Genomic DNA, 20,379 nt, shown 5'->3' with positions numbered 1-20,379 from the left:
CTTATAGTCCCAGAATCATTTTGGATACGATGTTCTTCTGGATCTCGTTGGATCCGCCGAAAATCGACAGTTTGCGGTTGTTGAAGTACTGAGCGGACAGCGGGGCGGCGTTCTCGTCAGACAGGAACTCGCCGTCGTAGTCGTAGCTCATTTCTTCCTCAACAAACGGAATCGCGTAGGGACCAATGGCGCGACGGGCCAGGTCATTGATGGCCTGGCGAATCTCGGTGCCCTTGACCTTCAGCATGGAGCTTTCGGCACCCGGTACACCACCGCCTTCCACGGCCGCGATGATACGCAGGTTGCTGATCGAAGCGGCCATCAGGTCGATTTCAACCTGGGCAATGCGCTGGCTGAAGGTGGGGTCCTCCAGCAGTGGTTTGCCGTTCTTCAGGCGGCGGCTGGCCAGCTGCTTGAGGTGGGACAGGGCCGCCTTGGAGAGGCCGATGCCGGCCAGGCCGGTACGCTCGTAGGTGAGCAGGTACTTGGCGTAGGTCCAGCCCTTGTCTTCCTCGCCGACGAGGTTCTCGACGGGCACCTTGACGTCCTGGAAGAACACTTCGTTGACTTCGTGCTCGCCGTCCAGGGTGATGATCGGACGTACGGTGATGCCCGGGGTGTTCATGTCGATCAGCAGGAAGGAGATGCCTTCCTGGGCCTTCACCTCGGTGTTGGTGCGCACCAGGCAGAAGATCATGTTGGCGTGCTGGCCCAGGGTGGTCCAGGTCTTCTGGCCGTTGACGATGTAGTGGTCACCGTCACGTACCGCCCGCGTCTTCAGGGAGGCCAGGTCAGAACCGGCGCCCGGCTCGGAATAGCCCTGACACCACCAGTCTTCACCGGACAGGATGCGGGGCAGGTACTGCTGCTTCTGCTCGTCGTTACCGAACTTGATGATAACCGGGGCTACCATGTTCACGCCGAACGGAATGGAGCGGGGTACGCCGTAGGCGCAGGACTCTTCGTCCCAGATGTGCTTCTGAACCGGGGTCCACTTCACACCGCCGTATTCTTCCGGCCAGTGGGTAGCGTACCAGCCCTGTGCACTGAGGATCTTTTGCCAGCGCTGGTGGTCTTCCTTGGTCAGGCGACGGAAGCCCTTGACCTTGGCAGCGATATCAGCCGGCAGTTTTTCGTCCAGAAAAGCGCGTACTTCGTCGCGGAAGGCGAGCTCTTCAGCCGTGTAGTTCATGTTCATGAATCAACCTCTCGGTTCGTTCTAGCGAAAACATATACCGCATAGCAGAATATACATATGATGGAGGAACGCCTTTTTCGTGTCAATTCCCCGGGCCCCGAGCAGGGCCGGCAGGTGCGTTACTCCAGTGTGCCTGTGAGGCCTGGTGAGGGTGAGTCCGGCTTGTCGGGCCGGCAGGCCAGGGTCGTTTTTGTAGGATTGGGTCCGCCTGGTGAAACAGGTTGATCAAAATCGATCAGAAAGAGGTGCGGCAAGATTGATGCCGGCAGGCGGAGGCCATTGGAACAGGCGGTATCATTCTAGTGGATCGGGGCACATTTTGCTCGTCCGGTGCCCCAACCACCTTATGCCACACCGCCAAAACAAAAAAACAGGACCCGAAGGCCCTGTTTTCTCAACGGTACTGCGTCTGGTGTTACTTGAACGCCTGCAGTCCGGTCTGGCCACGGCCCAGGATCAGGGCGTGAACGTCGTGGGTGCCTTCGTAGGTGTTGACGGCTTCCAGGTTCATGACGTGGCGGATGACGTGGTATTCGTCGGAGATGCCGTTACCGCCGTGCATGTCACGGGATACCCGGGCGATGTCCAGGGCCTTGCCGCAGTTGTTTCGCTTGAGCAGGGACACCGCATCCGGCGTTGCTTCACCAGCGTCCATCATGCGCCCCAGCTGCAGTACAGCCTGCAGGCCCAGGGTAATCTCGGTCTGCATGTCTACCAGCTTCTTCTGGATCAGCTGGTTGGCAGCCAGGGGCTTGCCGAACTGCTGGCGCTCCAGGGTGTAGGTGCGGGCGGCGTGCCAGCAGAACTCGGCGGCGCCCAGGGAGCCCCAGCTGATGCCGTAGCGGGCCTTGGTCAGGCAGCTCAGAGGGCCTTTCAGGCCTTCCACGTCCAGCTTGTTCTCTTCTGGTACGAAGACCTCGTCCATGAAGATGGAGCCGGTTTCGGAAGCCCGCAGAGAGAACTTGCCTTCGATCTTCGGAGTGTCCAGGCCCTTGGCGCCTTCACGCTCGATGATAAAGCCGGTGACCTTGCCATCCAGCTTGCCCCAGACCACGCACACGTCCGCAATCGGCGCGTTGGTGATCCAGGTCTTGGAGCCGCTCAGCAGGTAGCCGCCGTCGACCTTCTTGGCGCGGGTTTCCATGCCGCCCGGATCGGAGCCGTGGTTGGGCTCGGTCAGGCCGAAGCAGCCAACCCACTCGCCGGAGGCCAGCTTGGGCAGGATGCGCTTCTTGGTCTCTTCACGGGCGTAGGAGAAGATCGGGTACATAACCAGGGAAGACTGCACACTCAGCGCTGAGCGATAGGCGGAGTCCACACGCTCCACTTCGCGGGCGATGAGGCCGTAGCAGACGTGGTTCAGGCCCGGGCCGCCGTATTCTTCCGGCAGGGTGGCGCCGAGCATGCCCAGCTCGCCCATCTCGTTGAAGATGCTGCGGTCGAATTTCTCGTGACGGTTGGCCTCGGTGATGCCGGGCATCAGGCGCTGGTCACAGAAGCTGCGAATGCTGTCGCGAACCTGGCGTTCGGTTTCGTCAAGCTGCTTGTCAAACTGAAGCAGGTCGTCCCAGGGAGCGGAAGCCATAGTGTGTCTCCTGAAGTGCTGGCGGGCGGTGTCGGCACTCGGCGCCGCCCTGTTGGGGGTTTGGTGCGGGCGGCAGGGCCGGAGCCCGGCCGCCCTTATGGTTAGGGATCAGTCCTGATACCGCTCGATAACGGCGGCAATCCCCTGGCCGACGCCAATGCACATGCTGATCAGGGCGTAGCGGCCTTCCATGCGTTCCAGCTGACGGGTGGCCGTCAGCGCGATCCGGGCACCGGAAGCACCCAGCGGGTGGCCTACGGCAATGGCGCCACCGTTGGGGTTCAGGCGCGGGTCGGTCTGGTCGATGCCCAGTTTGGTGGTGCAGCCGAGCACCTGGGCAGCGAATGCCTCGTTGATTTCGATCACGTCCATATCCTTGATGGACAGGCCGGCGCGGGCCAGGGCTTTCTCGCTGGCCGGTACCGGACCGTAACCCATCACCCGGGGCTCAACGCCGGCAATGGCAGCGGAGACGATACGGGCGCGGGGCTTGATGCCGGCCTTCTCGCCGGCTTCCAGGGAGCCGATGATCAGCGCCGCGGCGCCGTCGTTGACGCCGGAGGCGTTGCCGGCGGTTACCACACCACCTTCAAACAGCGGGCGCAGGTTGGACAGGGCGGCCAGGTCAGACTGCGGACGCGGGTGCTCGTCCTGGTCCACGGTAACCGGGGGCTTCTTACGGCCCTGGGGTACTTCGATGCCGAGGATTTCCTCGTCATAGAAGCCCAGCTTGCGGGCGGCTTCATAGCGGGCCTGGCTCTGGGCAGCGAACTCGTCGACCTTGTCGCGGGTCAGCCCCAGGTCTTTGGCAATGTTGTCAGCGGTCTGCGGCATGGTGTCGTTGCCGAACTCCGCTTCCACGCGCGGGTTGGGGAAGCGGGCGCCAATGGTGCTGTCGAACATACGGAAGTCGCGGGAGTAGGGCGCTTCGCTCTTGGCCATAACGAAGGGCGCGCGGCTCATGCTCTCGGAGCCGCCGGCGATAAACAGCTCGCCTTCGCCACAGCGTACGGCACGGGCGGCATCAATGATGGCGGCAAGGCCGGAGCCGCACAGGCGGTTGACGGTCAGGCCACCGGCCTCCACCGGCAGGCCGGCCATGAGGCCTGCGTGGCGGGCAATATTACGGGCGTCTTCGCCAGCCTGGTTGGTGCAACCGGCAATCACGTCTTCGTAAGCGCTGCGCTCGAAACCGTTGCGCTCGATAACGGCCTTGATAACACTGGCCAGCAGGTCGTCCGGGCGTACCTTGGCCAGGGCGCCGGCGTGGCGTCCGAAGGGGGTTCTCAAGCCGTCGTAGATATAGGCGCTCATGTTCTCTCCTGTGCTGATAATCCGCCGGGGAAGTCACCCTTCCGGGCGGTGAATAAAAAATCCAGTTTGTGCCGCCCTATGATAACGGAAAATGCCGGGCGCTTGTCTTGGCAAAAATGATGATGTAGTTTCATCAAGCGAAACTGAATTTTATCCAAACTTCAGGGTGGCTAAAGATTAATCCGGCCGATGGGCAATTGCAAGCTGTCGGGGCCGCACACATCGCCACCCGGTATCCGGGGAAGTCCGCCTTCTATGAGCCGTTACCTGCTGTCGCTGGCCGTTGTCATTGAACTGCTGGCGCTGATGACGTCCGCACGTGCCCTGAGTATAGCTGCCGGCTGCCTGTTTATCGGCTATTTCACCCTGTTTATGGGGCGCATTACCCTGTACTCCCGCTCGCTCCTGCTGATAACCCTGGCGATTGTCGGTGCGTTGGCGGCCACCGGCGAACTGACCAGTGCCGGTTTGCTGGATGCGGCGGCTTCCGCCGGGTTCTACGGGGCCTTTCTGGGCAGCCTGGGGATGATGCAGTGCCTGGTGCGGCGTTTCGAGGTGCTCCGGCGTATTCACGATGTCCTGCTGGGCGGTCCGCCTTTCCTGCTGTATCCCAAATACGCGGTGACCACCCTGAGCATTGCCTCGGTGCTCAATTTCGGGGTGATGAATCTGCTGTGCGGAACGCTCACCTCGACCCTCGATGAGCGCAATATCCAGGGTCAGTCCCGCCTGAACTGGATTCGCAGCGTACTGATCAGCGCCCTGCGGGGCTTCTCCCTGGTACCGTTGGTGGCTCCGACCAGCGTGGCAGTCGCCATTATCACCCGGGAGGTACCGGACATTTCCTGGTCCGGCCTGCTGCCCTATGGCATAGCCGCAGCGGCATTGCTGATCGGCGTCGGCTGGGTACTGGAACAGGGCCGGTTCCGCAAGATCAGTGAAGAGCGGGTAAAGCTGGAGGGATGGCCCCAGGGTACCCGGACACTGGTCGTGGTCGTGTCGCTGATCCTCGGCTGCATGGCCTTGCTGGTGTACACCGCCGGCTTCAATGTTTCCCGGGCGGCAATGATTGCGGTGCCGTCAGTGACCATCCTTTATATGCTCTGGAAGGAACGTGACCCGCTGTCGGTATTCCGGGAGGCCACCCAGAACGTGGCGGGCATGAGTAACGAGATGGCGATATTCGCCTCCTCCGCCTGCCTGGGCGTAGCCCTGATGACCCTGGTGCCCGATGACCTCATCTCCGGCGTTGCGGCCCGGGAGGCCGGTGTCTACCTGGTGGCGGTGGCGGGCATGTTGCTGTTGCCGCTGCTGTCGGCCGTCGGCGTGATCCCCATAACCTCATTGAGCATTGTCGGCGGTTTGCTGCCCCAGCTGGAGGCCGCCGGTATGGCCATCATGCCCATCGCGGTGGCGCTGATCATTGGCTTCTCCCTGGCCATGATGTTGTCCCCCATGGGACCGGCGGTCAGCCTGCTGGCCCGTTTCGGCCGGGTTTCCCAGCTGAAGGTGGCCTTTGGCTGGAACGGGCTGTTCGTGGCTGCTGCCTTGCCCCTTCTGTTGTTGTTCCTGGCGCTGCTGGTCTGAGGAGAGTCAGGCGTTGGCTGGGAGATTTTCCTGCTTGCGGATCTCACTGTTCAGTGCCCGGAATACGAATACCACCGTCAGCACCCGGTGCACGGATAACAGAATGCTGTAGGCCCAGAGCGTCGCCTCAATGGGCCAGCCCAGCAGCCAGCCCGGCGCGAAGGCCAGCAGGATGAACAGTGCCCGCTGGATGTTGATAAACAGGAATACCCGCTCCCGTCCCATCACCGAGAACACCCGCACCACCGGCGAGGTGGCAAACTGGCTCAGCAGGAACAACGAGAGAATCGCTGCGTACCGCCCGGCGGCCCCCCATTGCTCGCCGAACACCAGGGTGAACAGTGGCTCGCCGAACAACGCCAGTACGGCCACTGGTGGAATGGAAAGTACAGTTAGCGTTCGAATCACCGACCAGGTGATGCTGCGGATCTTCTGCGGGTGTTTCTTGCCGATGGCGGACATTTCCGCGTAGTAGGCCTTGCTCATGTTATCGCCAATCAGCGCCATGGGCAGTGAGATCGCCATAATGGCCAGGCCCAGCTGACCGGTGGTGCCAGCGTCGTAGATCAGTGCGGTGAGCAACACCGGCGCCTGTATCGAAAAGGCCAGCAGCACCTGGGACGGCATTCGCCAGGTGGGGAATCGGCGGTACAGGGAGGCCGTTTTTTTCAGGCGGGACCAGCTGACGTAACGCCAGTTCTCCCTGAGGTCGTTGCGAAAACGCCCGAACAATGAGCCAGTGCCGGCGCTCTGCGTGACTACCTGACCCACCAGAAGCCCCACCGAGGTAAACCCGGCCAGCCCCAGCCCTAGCTTGGCCAGTGCGCCACCAATACTCTGGGTGATCTGCGAACGGGCTATGGGCTTGTAGGCGCGCCGGCGCGATGCCCACAGCGTGGCCGTCTCGTAGCCGGCCGTGCCCAGCAGTCCCAGTCCCAGCAGCCACCACCAGGGCACCAGCGCTTCCATGGAAAAGGGTGCGAGCAGCGTCTCGCCAAACAGGCCGAGTGCCAGTGTCACCAGACTGGTGGTGGCCACCATCAGCAGGCCGGACAACACCAGCAGGTTCATCGCCAGGCCATCCCGTCGCGGCAGGGGAATGGCCATCACATAGCGAAAGGTAAGAAACGGTACCAGCAGGAAAATCAGTGAAGTGAAGACCGAGAGTACGCCATAGTCGTCCGGCGTGTAGATGCGGGTCAGCAGCGGTACCACCAGCAAGGCGATGGCCTTGGCCGCGCCACTGCCCAGTGCCATGGTCACCATGCCCCGGAAAACCTGTCCTGCGGAGCCGTCGAACATCCGCTGTACCGGATTGAGTAGTTTCATTCCCTGAAGATCACCGTGGATAAACCCGTGGATGGTTGTGGTCGGCCCGACTGCTCCCTGGACTGCACCGGCTCAGCGAACCGGGCCTGAGATGTGGCCTGCTTGCGTCGCTGACCTGTACGAGTCTAAGGAAATCCACCAGCCCCTGCCATGACAGACAGGACAGAATTTGTGACCTGGTGCCATTGACCGATACTGCGCCGGGGGCGATTATTTTGTCAGGACGGAATTCGGCAAATCAGGGAAGAAGCAGTATGGCCGGCGGCGCGCGACAGCGCCTGTACCCTTCGTGATTTTACTTCCCTGTTAATGCCCTCCTTCCTTAAACCCACCCAACCGGGAGTGGCTATGACGTCCGTTGGTCGTTTTCTGGTGTTGTCTGTTGTCGGCATGTTTCTGGTGAACAGCGAGGTTAGTGCGGGGATGTTTGGATTTGGGAAGAAATACGACGTGCAGCTCTTTCCTGCCGTGGAAGGCCGGATTGCCCGGGACGGAGTGTCTATGGAAGGCGTCACCGTAATTCGCGAGGCGACTTATGACGATGCAGAAGTTCAGGAAACTACTACAGATCAGGATGGTTATTTCTCCTTTCCCGAGTGGGTCACCAGGTCCCGGACGCCTGGCAGGCCTTTTGTAGAGGACCGCCTGAGGCAAGTAATTATTGCCAGGTATGAGGGTCAAACCTTTGTGCTCTGGTACTACGTCACCGGCAGAATCGATGGAGAGAAAGTCGTCGCTGAGAAGCTCAGTACTTTGCACTGCGATCTCAGCGTTGGTGAGATCGATCACCACTTCCAGAAGGCCGAAAATCCGGATTTTACCCACAATATTTCCAGTATCTGTCGATGGTAATGCGTTATTTAAAAAACATAAGGAAATGTTATGAAGCAACTCACGCCTGCTTTGGCAGCAGAATTCGCAGATATCGTCTATCAGGTTCGGGAGCCAGGCCCGACAGGTGTTGTCCAGGTTAAACCCTCAGAGGCACTGAAGCAGGTTTTCGATATAAAGCTTAGCAGCGGCCCCGTTGTAGCCGAGACTGGTGGCTTCTGGGGCTTTTTTCAGAAAGCTTCGGGCTTTGCAATGGTTGGTGATGGAAAAAACGCTTACGCCGGGCATCATGTAGTTGCAGTGCGGGGTACAAAGTCCACTCACGACTGGCTGACCAACGCCAATGTTGGGTTATCCTCCAGTACCGGTGGGGCCCTGGTTCATACAGGGTTCAATGAAGCCTTTGAAAGCATGAAGCCCGGGCTGGAAGCACTACTGACGCCCCGTTTAAGTCGAGGTAGTGTGGCTGGTATTCACTGCATTGGTCACAGCCTGGGGGGCGCGTTGGCTTCGCTTGTATCCGACTGGATTCACAAGCGTTATCGCCGCGATGCGAACCTTTATACCTTTGGCGCTCCCCGGGTGGGAATGAGAGGCTTCGCCACCAAGTCCAGCTTTGAGGTTAATAAATTGTACCGCTGCACCCATGGCGCCGATCCCGTGCCGGCGGTACCGCTCTGGCCCTTCATGCATGCACCGGTCAATGGGATCGAATATCGGCTTGACCGGAGTGATGGCCTTAGCCCTTCGGCTCATGGCATGGGTGAAGATGATGTCCCTGGCTATCGCAATACAGCCAACAAGGGTGACTGGGAGCAACTTCATCAGAACTCGATGGACTATCTCAACAACCCCGTAAGGCTGGATTACAATCGTCGCCACGAGGCACACTTCTCAACATACTGGGCCGAAAGGCTTTCCTCAGCACTGGTCACCCTACTGAAGGATGCCGAATATTATTCGGCAGTACTCGCTCAGGCGGCTATCAGTACGTCATTAACCTTCTATGACCTCTTGGCTCATACCCTGGAACAAATTGCCAAGGCTTCGAAAAACTTCGCCGAGCAAACCCGAGGACTGCTAGGACATATGCTCGCTTTCGCCAGAGCGGCCGTGACTACCGTCGTTGACTTGAGCTTCCGGTTCATTCGCTGGGTATTTGATCGGACAGCAGGGGCTTTATACGACGCTGTCAGGCAGGCAGTCGAGCGCACCTGAAGGCACGTCTGATTGAGGGCGCCCTGGTGCCCTAACTGGCGGTTATAAGGACGTATGTGGGGCGGAGGTAGCCATTAACCGCCCCCGGTTCTCCTCAGCCCGTTCCCGCAGGAAATCCCACGTCACCCGCATCCTCGCAATATGCCGCAGCTCCTCCGGCATCAGCATCCAGAAGGTGCGGATAAACCGGATCTGGTCCGGCAGTACCACTGCCAGCCGGTCGTCTATGTCAGCCGAGAAGGCGGGTAATATGCCGATGCCGGCGCCGGTGGCGATGGCCTCCTGTTGGGCGAGCACGCTGGTGCTGCGGATGTTGACCTCGCCGGAGCCGGCGATTTCGTCGAGGAAGAGTAGCTCGCGGCTGAATACCATGTCGTCCACATAACTGACGAATTTGTGTCTGCCGAGCTGGCTGCGGCTGGTGATGGGACCGTACGCTTCCAGGTAGTCCCTGCTGGCGTAGAGTCTCAGCACATAATCGGTCAGTTTGGTGACGATAAAGGGGCCGCGTTCCGGTCGCTCCAGGGTGATAACGATGTCTGCCTCATGGCGGGACAGGCGCAGGGCCCGGGGCATGGCCAGCAGGTCCAGGTGCAGGTGGGGGTAGCGGCGGGTGAGGTGGCCCAGTTCCCGCCCCAGCATGATGGTGCCGTAGCCCTCGGTGGCGCCGATGCGTACCTGGCCGGAGAGCTGCTCGTCGGCCTCGGGCAGGCTCTGTTCGATACGCACACTGGCGCTCTCCATCTGCTCCACCTGTGGCAATAGCCGCCGCCCCGCCTCGGTCAGGCTGTAGCCGGTCTGCTCGCGGATAAACAGGGTCATGCCGAGGCTTTTCTCCAGGGCGTGTATCCGCCGTGAGACGGTGGTGTGATCCACACCCATGCGCCTTGCGGCGGCCGTCAGCTTGCCGGCCCGGCTCAGTTCCAGGAAAAACTTCAGGTTATCCCAGTCCATCAGGAGCTCCGATCTGGTGATTTAATAGACGGTGTGTGCATATTTGCAGAACAGGGTTGCACCGAGCGCCATTGTAGCCCTTAAAAATGCACTGCTACTATCCGGTGATCGGTATTCACAGAATGCCAACACAAGAACAACACTGGAGAGATCCCCATGAGCACACAGGTACCCACCGTCAAGCTGCTGATTGACGGCGAATTTGTCGAATCGAAGACCAGCGAGTGGCGCGAGATCACCAATCCTGCCACCCAGGAAGTGCTGGCGAAGGTGCCCTTTGCCACCACGGAGGAGCTGGAAGCGGCGGTTAGCGCTGCCCGCGAAGCCTTCAAAACCTGGCGCAAGACACCCATCGGTGCACGTTCCAGAATCTTCCTCAAGTACCAGCAACTGATCCGTGAAAACATGAAGGAGCTGGCGGCCATTCTCACCGCCGAGCAGGGCAAGACCCTGCCGGATGCGGAAGGCGACGTGTTCCGTGGTCTGGAAGTGGTGGAGCATGCATCCAGTGTCGGCACCCTGCAGATGGGCGAGTACGCCAACAACGTGGCCGGTGATGTGGACACCTACACCCTGCGCCAGCCCATTGGTGTCTGTGCCGGTATTACCCCCTTCAACTTCCCGGCCATGATTCCCCTGTGGATGTTCCCCATGGCCATTGCCACCGGTAACACCTTTGTACTCAAGCCCTCCGAGCGTGACCCCATGGTGACCATGCGGCTGGTAGAGCTGGCCGTGGAGGCGGGTATTCCCAAGGGCGTGCTGAATGTGGTCCATGGCGGACCGGATATGGTGAACGGTATCTGCGACCATCCGGACATCAAGGCCGTATCTTTCGTAGGCTCTACCCCTGTAGGCACTCATGTCTACAATCGGGCGTCCGAAGCGGGCAAGCGGGTGCAGTGCATGATGGGCGCCAAGAACCACGCCGTCGTAATGCCCGACGCCAACAAGGAACAAACACTCAACGCGCTGGTAGGTTCCTGCTTTGGTGCTGCGGGCCAGCGCTGCATGGCGGTATCGGCGCTGGTACTGGTGGGCGAGGCCCGCAACTGGTTGCCGGAGCTGGCCCGTCGTGCCGAGAAGCTGAACGTGAATGCGGGTACCGAAGAGGGTACTGATGTAGGGCCTCTGATTACGCCCCAGGCGATGGAGCGGGTAAAGGGCCTGGTGCAGCAGGGTGTCAGCGAAGGCGCCAAGCTGGTGCTGGACGGCCGTGATGTGAGCGTGCGGGGCTACGAGAAGGGCAACTTTATCGGGCCCACCCTGTTCTCCGGTGTGACACCGGATATGACTATCTACAAGGAGGAAATCTTCGGCCCGGTACTCTGCGTGCTGGAAGCGGAAACCCTGGACGAGGCCATTGATCTGGTCAATGCCAACCCCAACGGCAACGGCACCGCCATCTTCACCCGCTCCGGTGCCGCCGCCCACCGCTTCCAGGAGCATATCGACGTGGGTCAGGTCGGCATCAACGTGCCCATTCCGGTGCCCGTGCCCTACTTCTCCTTCACCGGGTCCCGGGGTTCCAAGCTGGGCGACCTGGGCCCTTATGGCAAGCAGGTGGTGCAGTTCTACACCCAGACCAAGACCGTGACCTCCCGCTGGTTCGATGAGGATGAGCAGGTCGGTTCTGTGAACACCACCATCAACCTGCGGTAACTGAGGAGATCTGACATGGCTTATGAAACGATTCTCACCGAGGTAAAAGGCCGGGTTGGTGTCATCACCCTGAACCGCCCCAAGGCCCTGAATGCCCTGAACAGCCAGCTGATTGAAGAGTTGAACCTGGCGCTGGACGATTACGAGCGCAACCCGGACATCGGTTGCATCGTACTGGCCGGTTCCGAGAAGGCCTTCGCCGCCGGTGCCGACATCAAGGAAATGTCGGTGCTGGAATACCCCCAGATCTACCTGGACGACTTCTTCGCCCAGGCTGACCGCATCGGCCAGCGGCGCAAGCCGCTGATTGCCGCCGTGGCAGGCTACGCCCTGGGTGGCGGTTGTGAGCTGGCACTGATGTGCGACTTTATCTATGCCGGTGAAAACGCCCGCTTTGGCCAGCCGGAGATTAACCTGGGTGTGCTGCCGGGCATCGGTGGTACCCAGCGCCTGACCCGGGCCCTGGGCAAGGCCAAGGCCATGGAGATGTGTCTCACCGGTCGTCAGATGGATGCGAAGGAGGCGGAAACCGCTGGCCTGGTGGCCCAGGTGTTCCCGGTGGAGCAGTTGCTGGAGGAAACCCTGAAGGCGGCCAACACCATTGCCGAGAAATCCCTGCCCAGCACCATGATGACCAAGGAAGCGGTCAACCGGGTGTTCGAAACCAGCCTGGCGGAAGGCGTGCGCTTCGAGCGGCGGATCTTCCACGCCATCTTCGCGACCCACGACCAGAAGGAAGGCATGAATGCCTTCGTGGAGAAACGCAAGCCGGACTTCAAACATCAGTAAGCCAGCAACACGTCACACAATAAGAAAGTGGAGGCTTCACCATGAAAATCGGATTCATCGGCCTGGGCAATATGGGTGCGCCCATGGCCAGCAACCTGCTGAAGGCAGGTCACGAACTGACAGTATTTGACCTGGTACAGGACGCTGTCGACAAGGCGGTTTCCGAAGGCGCTACCGCTGCGGCCGACATCGCCACCGTGGCCCGCTGCGGCGCTGAATTGATCATCACCATGCTGCCGGCGGCCCGCCATGTGAAAGGGGTTTACCTGGAAGACGACGGCCTGCTCGCCCATGTCCCCAAAGGCGTGCACCTGATCGACAGTTCCACTATCGATCCCATGACTGCGCGGGATGTGGCCGCCAAGGCGTCAGCCCAGGGCAACCCCATGCTGGACGCGCCGGTCTCCGGTGGTACCGGTGGCGCCCAGGCGGGGACGCTGACATTCATGGTGGGCGGTGAGGACCAGGAGTTTGCCTTCGCCCGCCCGGTGCTGGAAAACATGGGCAAGAACATTGTCCACTGTGGCGCCGCTGGTAACGGGCAGGTGGCCAAGATGGCCAATAACATGCTGCTGGGTATCTCCATGATCGGCGCCGCCGAGGCCATGAGCCTGGGCGTCTCCATGGGTATGGACCCGGAAGTGCTGGCGGGGGTGATCAATACCTCAAGCGGCCGCTGCTGGAGCACTGATACCTACAACCCCTATCCGGGGGTGATCGAAACCGCGCCTTCCAACCGCGGCTATACCGGGGGCTTCGGGATGGATCTGATGATCAAGGATCTGGGGCTCGCCACCGAGGCAGCCAAGGCCAGCGGTCAGCCGGTGGTGATGGGCGGTCTGGCCCAGCAGCTGTACCAGTCCATGAGTTTTGAAGGGCACGGCCACCTGGACTTCTCGGCCATCATCAAGCGTTATATGAAGGATGAGGAATGAGTGACAACCAGCCAGAAGTGATTGTCGAAGTTCGGGGTCGTTACGGCTACCTGACCTTGAACCGGCCCAAGGGGCTGAATGCCCTGACCCTGGACATGGTGCAGACGATTCACCGGCAGCTGGATGCCTGGGCCGGTGATGATGCCATCACGGCAGTGGTGTTCCTCGGCGCCGGCGACAAGGCATTCTGCGCCGGCGGCGATATCCGGGCGCTGTATGACAGCTACCAGTCCGGCGACACCCTGCACCGGGTTTTCTTTGAGGAGGAATACTCCCTGGACCAGGCCATCCACCAGTATCCCAAGCCGGTATTGTCGGTGATGAACGGCATCGTTATGGGTGGCGGTATGGGCGTGGCCCAGGGCGCCAGCCTGCGGATCGTCAGTGACCGGGCGAAGCTGGCCATGCCCGAGACCGGCATCGGCTACTTCCCGGATGTGGGTGCGACGTATTTCCTGGGCCGGCTGCCAGGCCGGCTCGGGGAATACCTGGCGGTCACCGGCACGCAGTTGAATGCTGCTGATGCCATCTACGCTGGCCTCGCCGACCTGTACATACCGGAAGACCGGCTGGAAAACCTCGACACCGCGCTGGCAGCCACCGTTGCAAGCAGCGATAAAGCCGTAAAAACCGGACTGGGTGACCTGTCGGGAGACCCGGGTGAGTCCCGGCTTGCCAAGCTGCAACCGGCCATCGACGAGCACTTTGCCAAGGCCGATCTCATAGCCGTGCGTGACTCCCTTCGTCAGGAGCAGCGCCCGGAGTTTGCGGACTGGGCCAGGGACATGCTGAAGGCGATCGAAGGGCGTTCGCCTATCGGTATGGCCGTGGCGCTGGTGCTGGTGCGTCGCGGGCGGGACCTGTCCCTGCCCCAGGCCTTTGAACTGGAACTGGCACTGGATTACCTCTGGTTCGACAAGGGCGATATTGTTGAAGGCATCCGTGCGCTGATCGTCGACAAGGACAAGTCGCCGCAATGGCGTGTGCCCAGCATCGACGACCTGAAACCGGAGCACGTTTCCGTCTTTTTCGACGAGGCGGGCTGCTAGCCGGTCTGGCAGTGTCTGATGGACTCCCTGAACTGACGAGAACAACAAGAGATCACCACCATGCAGGACATCGAATTCAACGAAGACCAGCGGATGATCCGCGACATGGCCCGCCAGTTTGCCCAGAGTGAACTGGCGCCCCGGGCGGCGGAATGGGACAAGTCCGGCTACATTGATGACGCCGTGATCCGGCAGATGGGCGAACTGGGCCTGCTGGGTATGGTGGTGCCGGAAGAGTGGGGGGGCAGCTTCGTGGATTATGTCGCCTACTCCCTGGCCGTAGAGGAAGTGGCAGCGGGCTGCTGTGCCACCAGCACCCTGATGAGTGTCCACAACTCTGTAGGCTGTGCCCCGGTACTCAACTATGGTACCGAGGAGCAGAAGACGCAGTGGCTGCCATCCCTGGCCAGCGGCCAGACCATTGGCTGCTTCTGCCTGACCGAGCCCCAGGCCGGCTCCGAAGCCCATGCCCTGAAGACCCGGGCAGAGCTCAAGGACGGTGAATGGGTGCTTAACGGCTCCAAGCAGTTCATCACCAACGGCAAGCGGGCGGGACTGGCGGTGGTCTTCGCGGTGACCGACCCGGATCAGGGCAAGCGGGGCCTTTCTGCCTTCCTGGTGCCCACCGACAACCCCGGTTTTAAAGTGGACCGGATGGAACACAAGCTGGGCATCCGTGGCTCGGACACCTGCGCCATTACCCTGGACGACTGCCGTATTCCCGAGGCGAATCTGCTGGGGCAGCGGGGCAAGGGCCTGTCCATTGCGTTGTCCAACCTGGAAGGGGGGCGCATCGGCATCGCCGCACAGGCAGTGGGCGTGGCCCGCGCTGCCTTTGAAGCCGCCCTTAAATACGCCCGTGAGCGGCAGCAGTTCGGCGTGCCACTGACCGAGCACCAGAGCATCGCCAACATGCTGGCGGATATGCATACCCGCCTTAATGCAGCCCGGTTGCTGGTGGTCCACGCTGCCCGCCTGAAAACCGCCGGCCAGCCCTGCCTGTCAGAGGCCTCCCAGGCCAAGCTGTTTGCCAGCGAACTGGCAGAGGAGGTGTGCTCCCACGCCATCCAGATTCATGGTGGCTATGGCTACCTGGAGGACTACACCGTCGAGCGGCTGTACCGGGATGCCCGCATTACCCAGATCTACGAAGGCACCAGTGAGGTGCAACGCCTGCTGATTGCCCGGGAGCTCAAGAACCTGCTCTGACGGTTCATCATCCTGCCTCATGGATGAGGCGGTTTTCCTGGTTTCTCCTTCCTGCCTTAACGGTTCGTCCGTTCCGACGATGTATAAGCTTGCTCACCAAATGATCATGACCTGAATGCCCTTTTACCCGGCGTCCTGCCGAACTGTTGCAGTGCCCGTTGGCGAGGAAAGCACACATGTCTGATCAGTCTCCATCCCTGAAAATCGAAGAATCCGGCGGCATTGCTCGTGTCACCCTGGCGCGACCGGACGCCCTGAATGCGCTGGACCGTCCGTTGATCCAGGCCTTGCGAAGCTACTTCAGCGAGCTTTACTACCGCCGGGATATGCGTGTGGTCGTACTTGACGCTGAGGGCCGGGCCTTCTGTGCCGGGCTGGATCTCAAGGAACAGGCACAGACGCCCATTAATCCGAGGGTGGGTGGTGCACTGGATGAGCAGCGGGCTGTGCGGGACATCATGGTAGCCATGCGCCGCTGCCCGCAGCCGATCATCAGTATTGTCCAGGGCGCGGCCAGTGGCGGCGGCTTTGCCATCGCCCTGGCCAGCGATATCCGGCTGCTGACGCCGGACGCCCGGATGAACGCCGCGTTTATCAAACTGGGCATCAGTGGCTGTGACGTCGGGGTAAGTTATTTCCTGCCGCGGATGGTGGGCAGTTCCGTGGCAGCGGAGTACCTGCTCACCGGGCGCTTCATGGAGGCCGAACGGGCCCGGGAGCTGGGTCTGACCAGTATGGTGGCGCCGCTGGAGGAGCTGAAGGCGCACGCTGATGGTCTGGTGGCCGACATGCTGCGGGCAACGCCTGTGGCCCTGAGACTGACCAAGGAAGCCCTGGGCCTGGCCATCGATGCCCAGAGCCTGGAGGCGGTGGTGGCGCTGGAAGACCGCAACCAGATCCTGTGCATCCAGGACGATGATTTCCGTGAGGGTGTCAGCGCCTTCCTCGAGAAACGTGAACCCCGCTATGCTCCCGAAGGAGAACAATCATGAAAGCTGAAGAACTGATGTACCGCGAAGGCCTTCTCAAGGGCGAGCGTATCCTGGTGACCGGTGGCGGCACCGGCCTGGGCAAGGAAATGGCGGAGGCTTGCCTTATCCTGGGGGCGCACGTCTATATTTGCGGCCGCCGTGGCAGCGTTCTGGAAGAAACGGCCACTGAGCTGATGGAGCGCCACGGTGGCAAGGTGAGCCCCATTCCCTGCGACATACGCAGCCCCGAGGCCATCGATGACATGGTCCAGCAGATCTGGGATGACGGCGGTGCATTGACCGGCCTGGTCAACAATGCGGCTGGCAACTTCGTCAGCCGTACCGAGGACCTTTCCCACCGGGCTTTCGACGCCGTCGCCAATATCGTCTTCCGGGGCAGTTTCCTGGTCACCCAGAGCTGCGGCAAGCGCTGGCTGGCGGAAGGCAAGCCCGCATCGGTGGTGTCCATTGTGACCACCTGGGTCTGGAACGGTTCACCGTTTGTGGTGCCGTCGGCCATGTCCAAGGCTGGCATTAATGCCATGACACAGTCACTTGCGGTAGAGTGGGGCAACCGCGGCATTCGCCTGAACGCTATCGCGCCGGGCCTGTTCCCCACCGAAGGCATGAGCAAGCGGCTGGGACCGTTGGGCAAGATGGACCTGGGCGACAGCCCCATGGGCCGGCCCGGTCGTTATCCCGAACTGGCCAACCTGGCGGTGTTCCTGCTGGGGCCAGGTGCCGAATACGTCAACGGCCAGACCATTGCGATCGACGGTGGTCAGTACCAGGCCGACGGCGCCAACTTCTCCGCCCTGTCTGCGTGGGGCGATGACGAATGGCGCCGTGCCCGGGAAGCCATTACCGAAATCAACAATCAGGACAAGGCCAAGCGCTCCACCTGAGCCGGCCTGCTGTTATTGAGGAAGTCACTATGTCCGAAACCGTACAGGTCATCCGAACCGAATACGAAGGTGTGGTGGAAGTTCGCCTGAACCGCCCCGACAAGATGAACGCGTTGGATACCGGCATGTTCACCAACCTGGCCAACGTCGGCGAGGAACTGAAGAAAGATCCTACCTTGCGGGCTGTGGTGATCAGTGGCGAAGGTCGCTGTTTCTGCGCCGGCCTGGATATGGGGAATTTCTCGAAAATGGCGGAAGGTGGCGGCGCCGGTGTGGCCGGCAATGGCCTCGAACCCCGTACCCACGGTGACTCCAACCTGGCCCAGTACGTGGCCATGGTGTGGCGGGAGGTGCCAGTACCGGTCATTGCGGCGGTGCACGGTGTCTGCTTCGGCGGCGGGTTGCAGATTGCTCTGGGGGCAGACGTACGTTTTGCCACCCCGGACTCCCAGTGGGCCGTGATGGAAATCAAATGGGGCCTGGTGCCGGATATGGGGGGCATGGTGCTGCTCAATGAGCTGGTACGCCCTGATGTGTTCCGGGAGCTGTGCTATACCGGCCGTGTACTGAGCGGCCAGGAGGCCGGGGAGCTGGGCATGGTGACCCATATTGGTGGCAACCCCCGGGAGGAAGCCCTGGCCATGGCCCAGACCATCGCCGGCAAGAGCCCGGACGCCATCCGTGCCATGAAACGCATGCTCAACAATGCCATCACCCCGAAAGAGCACGCCGCCCGTATCCTGCTGGAGGAGTCCCGGGAACAGGACCGGATCATCGGCAGCCCTAACCAGGTCGAGGCGGTCTACGCCAATCTGGAGAAGCGGGCGCCGAAGTTCGCTGATCCTGAGGTTTGAGTGCCCACCCGCTTCGGCTCCTCTGGAGTGTGGGGCTGAAGCGGCAATAGCTTTTCCGAACTGTGGACCCCGTCTGGCTGTGATCTTGACGATACACGGGTAAAAGGGTTTCATAAGGGCGCTGGCCAGTGAGGATTCGGGCCAGAGCATAAAGGGAAGCAAATCACACAGGGACGACAGGGATGTTATACCAGGACCCCATCCGGATAGTGGGCCCGCTGGGCCGTATCTATTCGTTCACCCGGCGTTACCACGGCGATGATGTCTTCGAGGGCCCTCGCCTGGCCTTCCACCATGATCGCGCCTACGCCCGGGAACATCTGCTACGCCTGACCCGGTCAGTTACCGGCGACCCCTTCAATTACCGTCTGCTCGACGTCTGGCAACTGGTCTTCCAGAAACCCTGGACCCGCCCGCGCAATCTCAGTGAACTGGTTTTCGACCTGACGGACAAGATCCATCGGGGTGAACTGTTTGTTTATCTCGAGCCTGACCTGGAGTGGAATATACCGGATCTTTTGAAAGACGGCCCGCCAGAAGGGGAGACGGAGTTTTTGGATATCGGTGTCCTGAACGGACCAGGCCCCCAGATGGATCGACCCAGGGTCTCGGGCCCCAGCCCGGCCAACAGGCCCGGCACTTGGGGAGAGGACTACGCAAGTGGGCTGACGGATACCGTGTCGGCAATCTCATCGGACATTGCCGCCGAGCAGAGCGAGCTGTACGACAATACGTCTGGCTGGGGTAATGTTATGTACCCCGTGTTCAAACCAGTGGAAAACTTCGGAAGCTTCATAGGTAACACCGTAGGCCTGATGTCTGCGTTGTCGCCCAGGGGCATGAACCCGAAAGTCGCCGAGTATTGGCAGGGGATCGGTGAAAGTTTCCGAGCCCTGGGTAACAAGGTGGTAGATGCGGTGGGCGGTGACGGCCGTGCTGCTGGCGAAATTACGCCGGCTGTGGCGAGTATTTTGGTCACCAAAAAGGTTCCCAAGCTTCGTTTCAAATCCTTGGATGAGTTAAATGCTTTAAAAGGTACAGGGCCATCGGTAGGCGACTTCTCGAACGTACGAGGAATGTCGGTTTCAGAAATCGTGGCTAACATACCGGCGGATGCAAGCGTCCGAAAACTTAGGCCGGTTGAAGATAAAAGCCAGCTTGGCTTGGAGTATAAGTGGACTGATAGCGACGGGATCGCAAACCGCCTGAGAATTCACGATCCGGACCCATCGTACCCAGGGTCGAATGCGTCAAATGGTTGGGTTGCGAGGTGGCAGAGAAAAGGTGGATATTATAATCCTGAGACGGGTGAGTTTGCGCATCGGAATGCCCATAACCCGAATAGCCCCCACTACCACCCGGATGCTGCAAATGATACGCATATCCCCATAGCTGAACCGGACGCAACTTTGGCCGAACTAATGAGATTCGAGGACGATTGAGATGGAAGGTGATCAATTGCAAAAAATATTTGACCAAAACAACTCTGAGCGTGACTTATTGCTTGATGAGCTTTGCGATGAAGTTGGGTCGGGTCATCTTTCAAGAGATAAGCTGGACTTTCTGGTTCGAAAGGTAGTGGCGGTGCTGCCTGAAGAGAAAGACCCTACCGTCCGTGAAAGCTTTATGAACCTGCTGAGCGAAGCCTACCTCCAGACCGGGGAGCGCGCAGTAATCGACGAGTATGTCCTTGATAATATTAACGCAATGGTTCCCGCGGAGTTGGTTCATGCATTTGCCATGCTCTCAGACTCAACGGTTGGAGACCGGGAAAGAATTCTTCGGGATTTTACGCAATCTCAGAATGTGGCTGTCCGGGAAGCTGCGGCAAGTTATCTGAGTTAACTACACGATGTCTTCCGGTCAATTTCGGAAAACCGGCGGAAACCTCCCAACTTTAGGATGGCCCGGGGGTCGGGAGGTCTTTCAGAGTAGCAACAGGGATGTTGCGGTAGCGTTGGGGTGGCAGGACGCCCCTCCAACGCGGCG

General features: G+C 60.4%; 18 protein-coding genes. 13 read left to right on the top strand and 5 right to left on the bottom strand.

All coding sequences use genetic code 11. The annotated features are described in order from the left end of the window. Position 1 precedes the first annotated feature (1 nt). The 3 genes from ACESMZ_RS10135 to ACESMZ_RS10125 all read right to left on the bottom strand — a co-directional run bounded on the left by ACESMZ_RS10135 (position 2) and on the right by ACESMZ_RS10125 (position 4,097). Positions 2 to 1,198: an acyl-CoA dehydrogenase family protein gene (locus ACESMZ_RS10135; protein ID WP_372972563.1), complete on the bottom strand. Its 1,197-nt coding sequence runs from the start codon at positions 1,196 to 1,198 to the stop codon at positions 2 to 4. A gap of 415 nt (positions 1,199 to 1,613) precedes the next feature. Further along, positions 1,614 to 2,783 (bottom strand): acyl-CoA dehydrogenase, encoded by a 1,170-nt coding sequence (locus ACESMZ_RS10130; RefSeq protein WP_372972562.1) that lies wholly within the window; start codon positions 2,781 to 2,783, stop codon positions 1,614 to 1,616. Positions 2,784 to 2,891: 108 nt separating this feature from the next. Continuing rightward, complete coding sequence (locus ACESMZ_RS10125) at positions 2,892 to 4,097, bottom strand: 3-oxoadipyl-CoA thiolase (RefSeq protein ID WP_372958829.1); 1,206 nt, start codon at positions 4,095 to 4,097, stop codon at positions 2,892 to 2,894. A gap of 255 nt (positions 4,098 to 4,352) precedes the next feature. Here ACESMZ_RS10125 and ACESMZ_RS10120 point away from each other — a divergent pair, with 255 nt between their 5' ends. Beyond that, a complete protein-coding gene (locus ACESMZ_RS10120) occupies positions 4,353 to 5,684 on the top strand; it encodes a hypothetical protein (protein ID WP_372958828.1) in 1,332 nt (443 codons plus the stop codon). 6 nt (positions 5,685 to 5,690) lie between these two features. Here ACESMZ_RS10120 and ACESMZ_RS10115 read toward each other — a convergent pair whose 3' ends face one another. Beyond that, positions 5,691 to 7,013, bottom strand: a complete 1,323-nt coding sequence (locus tag ACESMZ_RS10115) for a lipopolysaccharide biosynthesis protein (RefSeq protein WP_372972561.1) — start codon at positions 7,011 to 7,013, stop codon at positions 5,691 to 5,693. A gap of 348 nt (positions 7,014 to 7,361) precedes the next feature. On the opposite strand from ACESMZ_RS10115, the gene ACESMZ_RS10110 reads away from it, so the two are divergent. Then, positions 7,362 to 7,865: a DUF6795 domain-containing protein gene (locus tag ACESMZ_RS10110; protein ID WP_372972560.1), complete on the top strand. Its 504-nt coding sequence runs from the start codon at positions 7,362 to 7,364 to the stop codon at positions 7,863 to 7,865. A 30-nt stretch (positions 7,866 to 7,895) separates the two neighbouring features. Next, positions 7,896 to 9,062: a lipase family protein gene (locus tag ACESMZ_RS10105; protein ID WP_372972559.1), complete on the top strand. Its 1,167-nt coding sequence runs from the start codon at positions 7,896 to 7,898 to the stop codon at positions 9,060 to 9,062. Between the two features lie 42 nt (positions 9,063 to 9,104). Here ACESMZ_RS10105 and ACESMZ_RS10100 read toward each other — a convergent pair whose 3' ends face one another. Then, entirely contained in the window at positions 9,105 to 10,016 is a 912-nt protein-coding gene (locus ACESMZ_RS10100) for a LysR family transcriptional regulator (RefSeq protein WP_372972558.1), read from the bottom strand. Positions 10,017 to 10,172: 156 nt separating this feature from the next. Here ACESMZ_RS10100 and ACESMZ_RS10095 point away from each other — a divergent pair, with 156 nt between their 5' ends. The 10 genes from ACESMZ_RS10095 (at position 10,173) to ACESMZ_RS10050 (ending at position 20,235) form a co-directional block, all read left to right on the top strand. After that, positions 10,173 to 11,678, top strand: a complete 1,506-nt coding sequence (locus tag ACESMZ_RS10095) for a CoA-acylating methylmalonate-semialdehyde dehydrogenase (RefSeq protein ID WP_372972557.1) — start codon at positions 10,173 to 10,175, stop codon at positions 11,676 to 11,678. A gap of 15 nt (positions 11,679 to 11,693) precedes the next feature. Then, positions 11,694 to 12,467 carry an enoyl-CoA hydratase gene (locus ACESMZ_RS10090; protein WP_372972556.1) on the top strand — a complete coding sequence of 258 codons (774 nt, stop codon included), beginning with the start codon at positions 11,694 to 11,696 and terminating at the stop codon, positions 12,465 to 12,467. Between the two features lie 41 nt (positions 12,468 to 12,508). Next, positions 12,509 to 13,402 (top strand): 3-hydroxyisobutyrate dehydrogenase, encoded by an 894-nt coding sequence (gene mmsB, locus ACESMZ_RS10085; RefSeq protein ID WP_372972555.1) that lies wholly within the window; start codon positions 12,509 to 12,511, stop codon positions 13,400 to 13,402. After that, positions 13,399 to 14,451 (top strand): enoyl-CoA hydratase/isomerase family protein, encoded by a 1,053-nt coding sequence (locus ACESMZ_RS10080; protein ID WP_372972554.1) that lies wholly within the window; start codon positions 13,399 to 13,401, stop codon positions 14,449 to 14,451. Before mmsB ends, ACESMZ_RS10080 begins: the two co-directional genes overlap by 4 nt. A 60-nt stretch (positions 14,452 to 14,511) precedes the next feature. Then, positions 14,512 to 15,660, top strand: a complete 1,149-nt coding sequence (locus ACESMZ_RS10075) for an acyl-CoA dehydrogenase (protein WP_372972553.1) — start codon at positions 14,512 to 14,514, stop codon at positions 15,658 to 15,660. Between the two features lie 176 nt (positions 15,661 to 15,836). Further along, positions 15,837 to 16,652 carry an enoyl-CoA hydratase/isomerase family protein gene (locus ACESMZ_RS10070; protein ID WP_372972552.1) on the top strand — a complete coding sequence of 272 codons (816 nt, stop codon included), beginning with the start codon at positions 15,837 to 15,839 and terminating at the stop codon, positions 16,650 to 16,652. Next, positions 16,649 to 17,536 carry an SDR family oxidoreductase gene (locus ACESMZ_RS10065; RefSeq protein WP_372972551.1) on the top strand — a complete coding sequence of 296 codons (888 nt, stop codon included), beginning with the start codon at positions 16,649 to 16,651 and terminating at the stop codon, positions 17,534 to 17,536. The genes ACESMZ_RS10070 and ACESMZ_RS10065 overlap by 4 nt, the downstream gene beginning before the upstream one ends. A 29-nt stretch (positions 17,537 to 17,565) precedes the next feature. Continuing rightward, positions 17,566 to 18,390 carry a crotonase/enoyl-CoA hydratase family protein gene (locus ACESMZ_RS10060; RefSeq protein ID WP_372972550.1) on the top strand — a complete coding sequence of 275 codons (825 nt, stop codon included), beginning with the start codon at positions 17,566 to 17,568 and terminating at the stop codon, positions 18,388 to 18,390. Positions 18,391 to 18,572: 182 nt separating this feature from the next. Continuing rightward, positions 18,573 to 19,832, top strand: a complete 1,260-nt coding sequence (locus tag ACESMZ_RS10055) for a polymorphic toxin type 30 domain-containing protein (RefSeq protein ID WP_372972549.1) — start codon at positions 18,573 to 18,575, stop codon at positions 19,830 to 19,832. Between the two features lies 1 nt (position 19,833). Next, positions 19,834 to 20,235, top strand: a complete 402-nt coding sequence (locus ACESMZ_RS10050; protein WP_372958499.1) for a hypothetical protein — start codon at positions 19,834 to 19,836, stop codon at positions 20,233 to 20,235. Positions 20,236 to 20,379: the final 144 nt, after the last annotated feature.

The sequence above is a fragment of the Marinobacter sp. genome (assembly GCF_041690615.1).
In the GTDB taxonomy this organism is placed as follows: Bacteria; Pseudomonadota; Gammaproteobacteria; order Pseudomonadales; family Oleiphilaceae; genus Marinobacter.
This window is presented reverse-complemented; position numbering and strand designations above follow the sequence as displayed.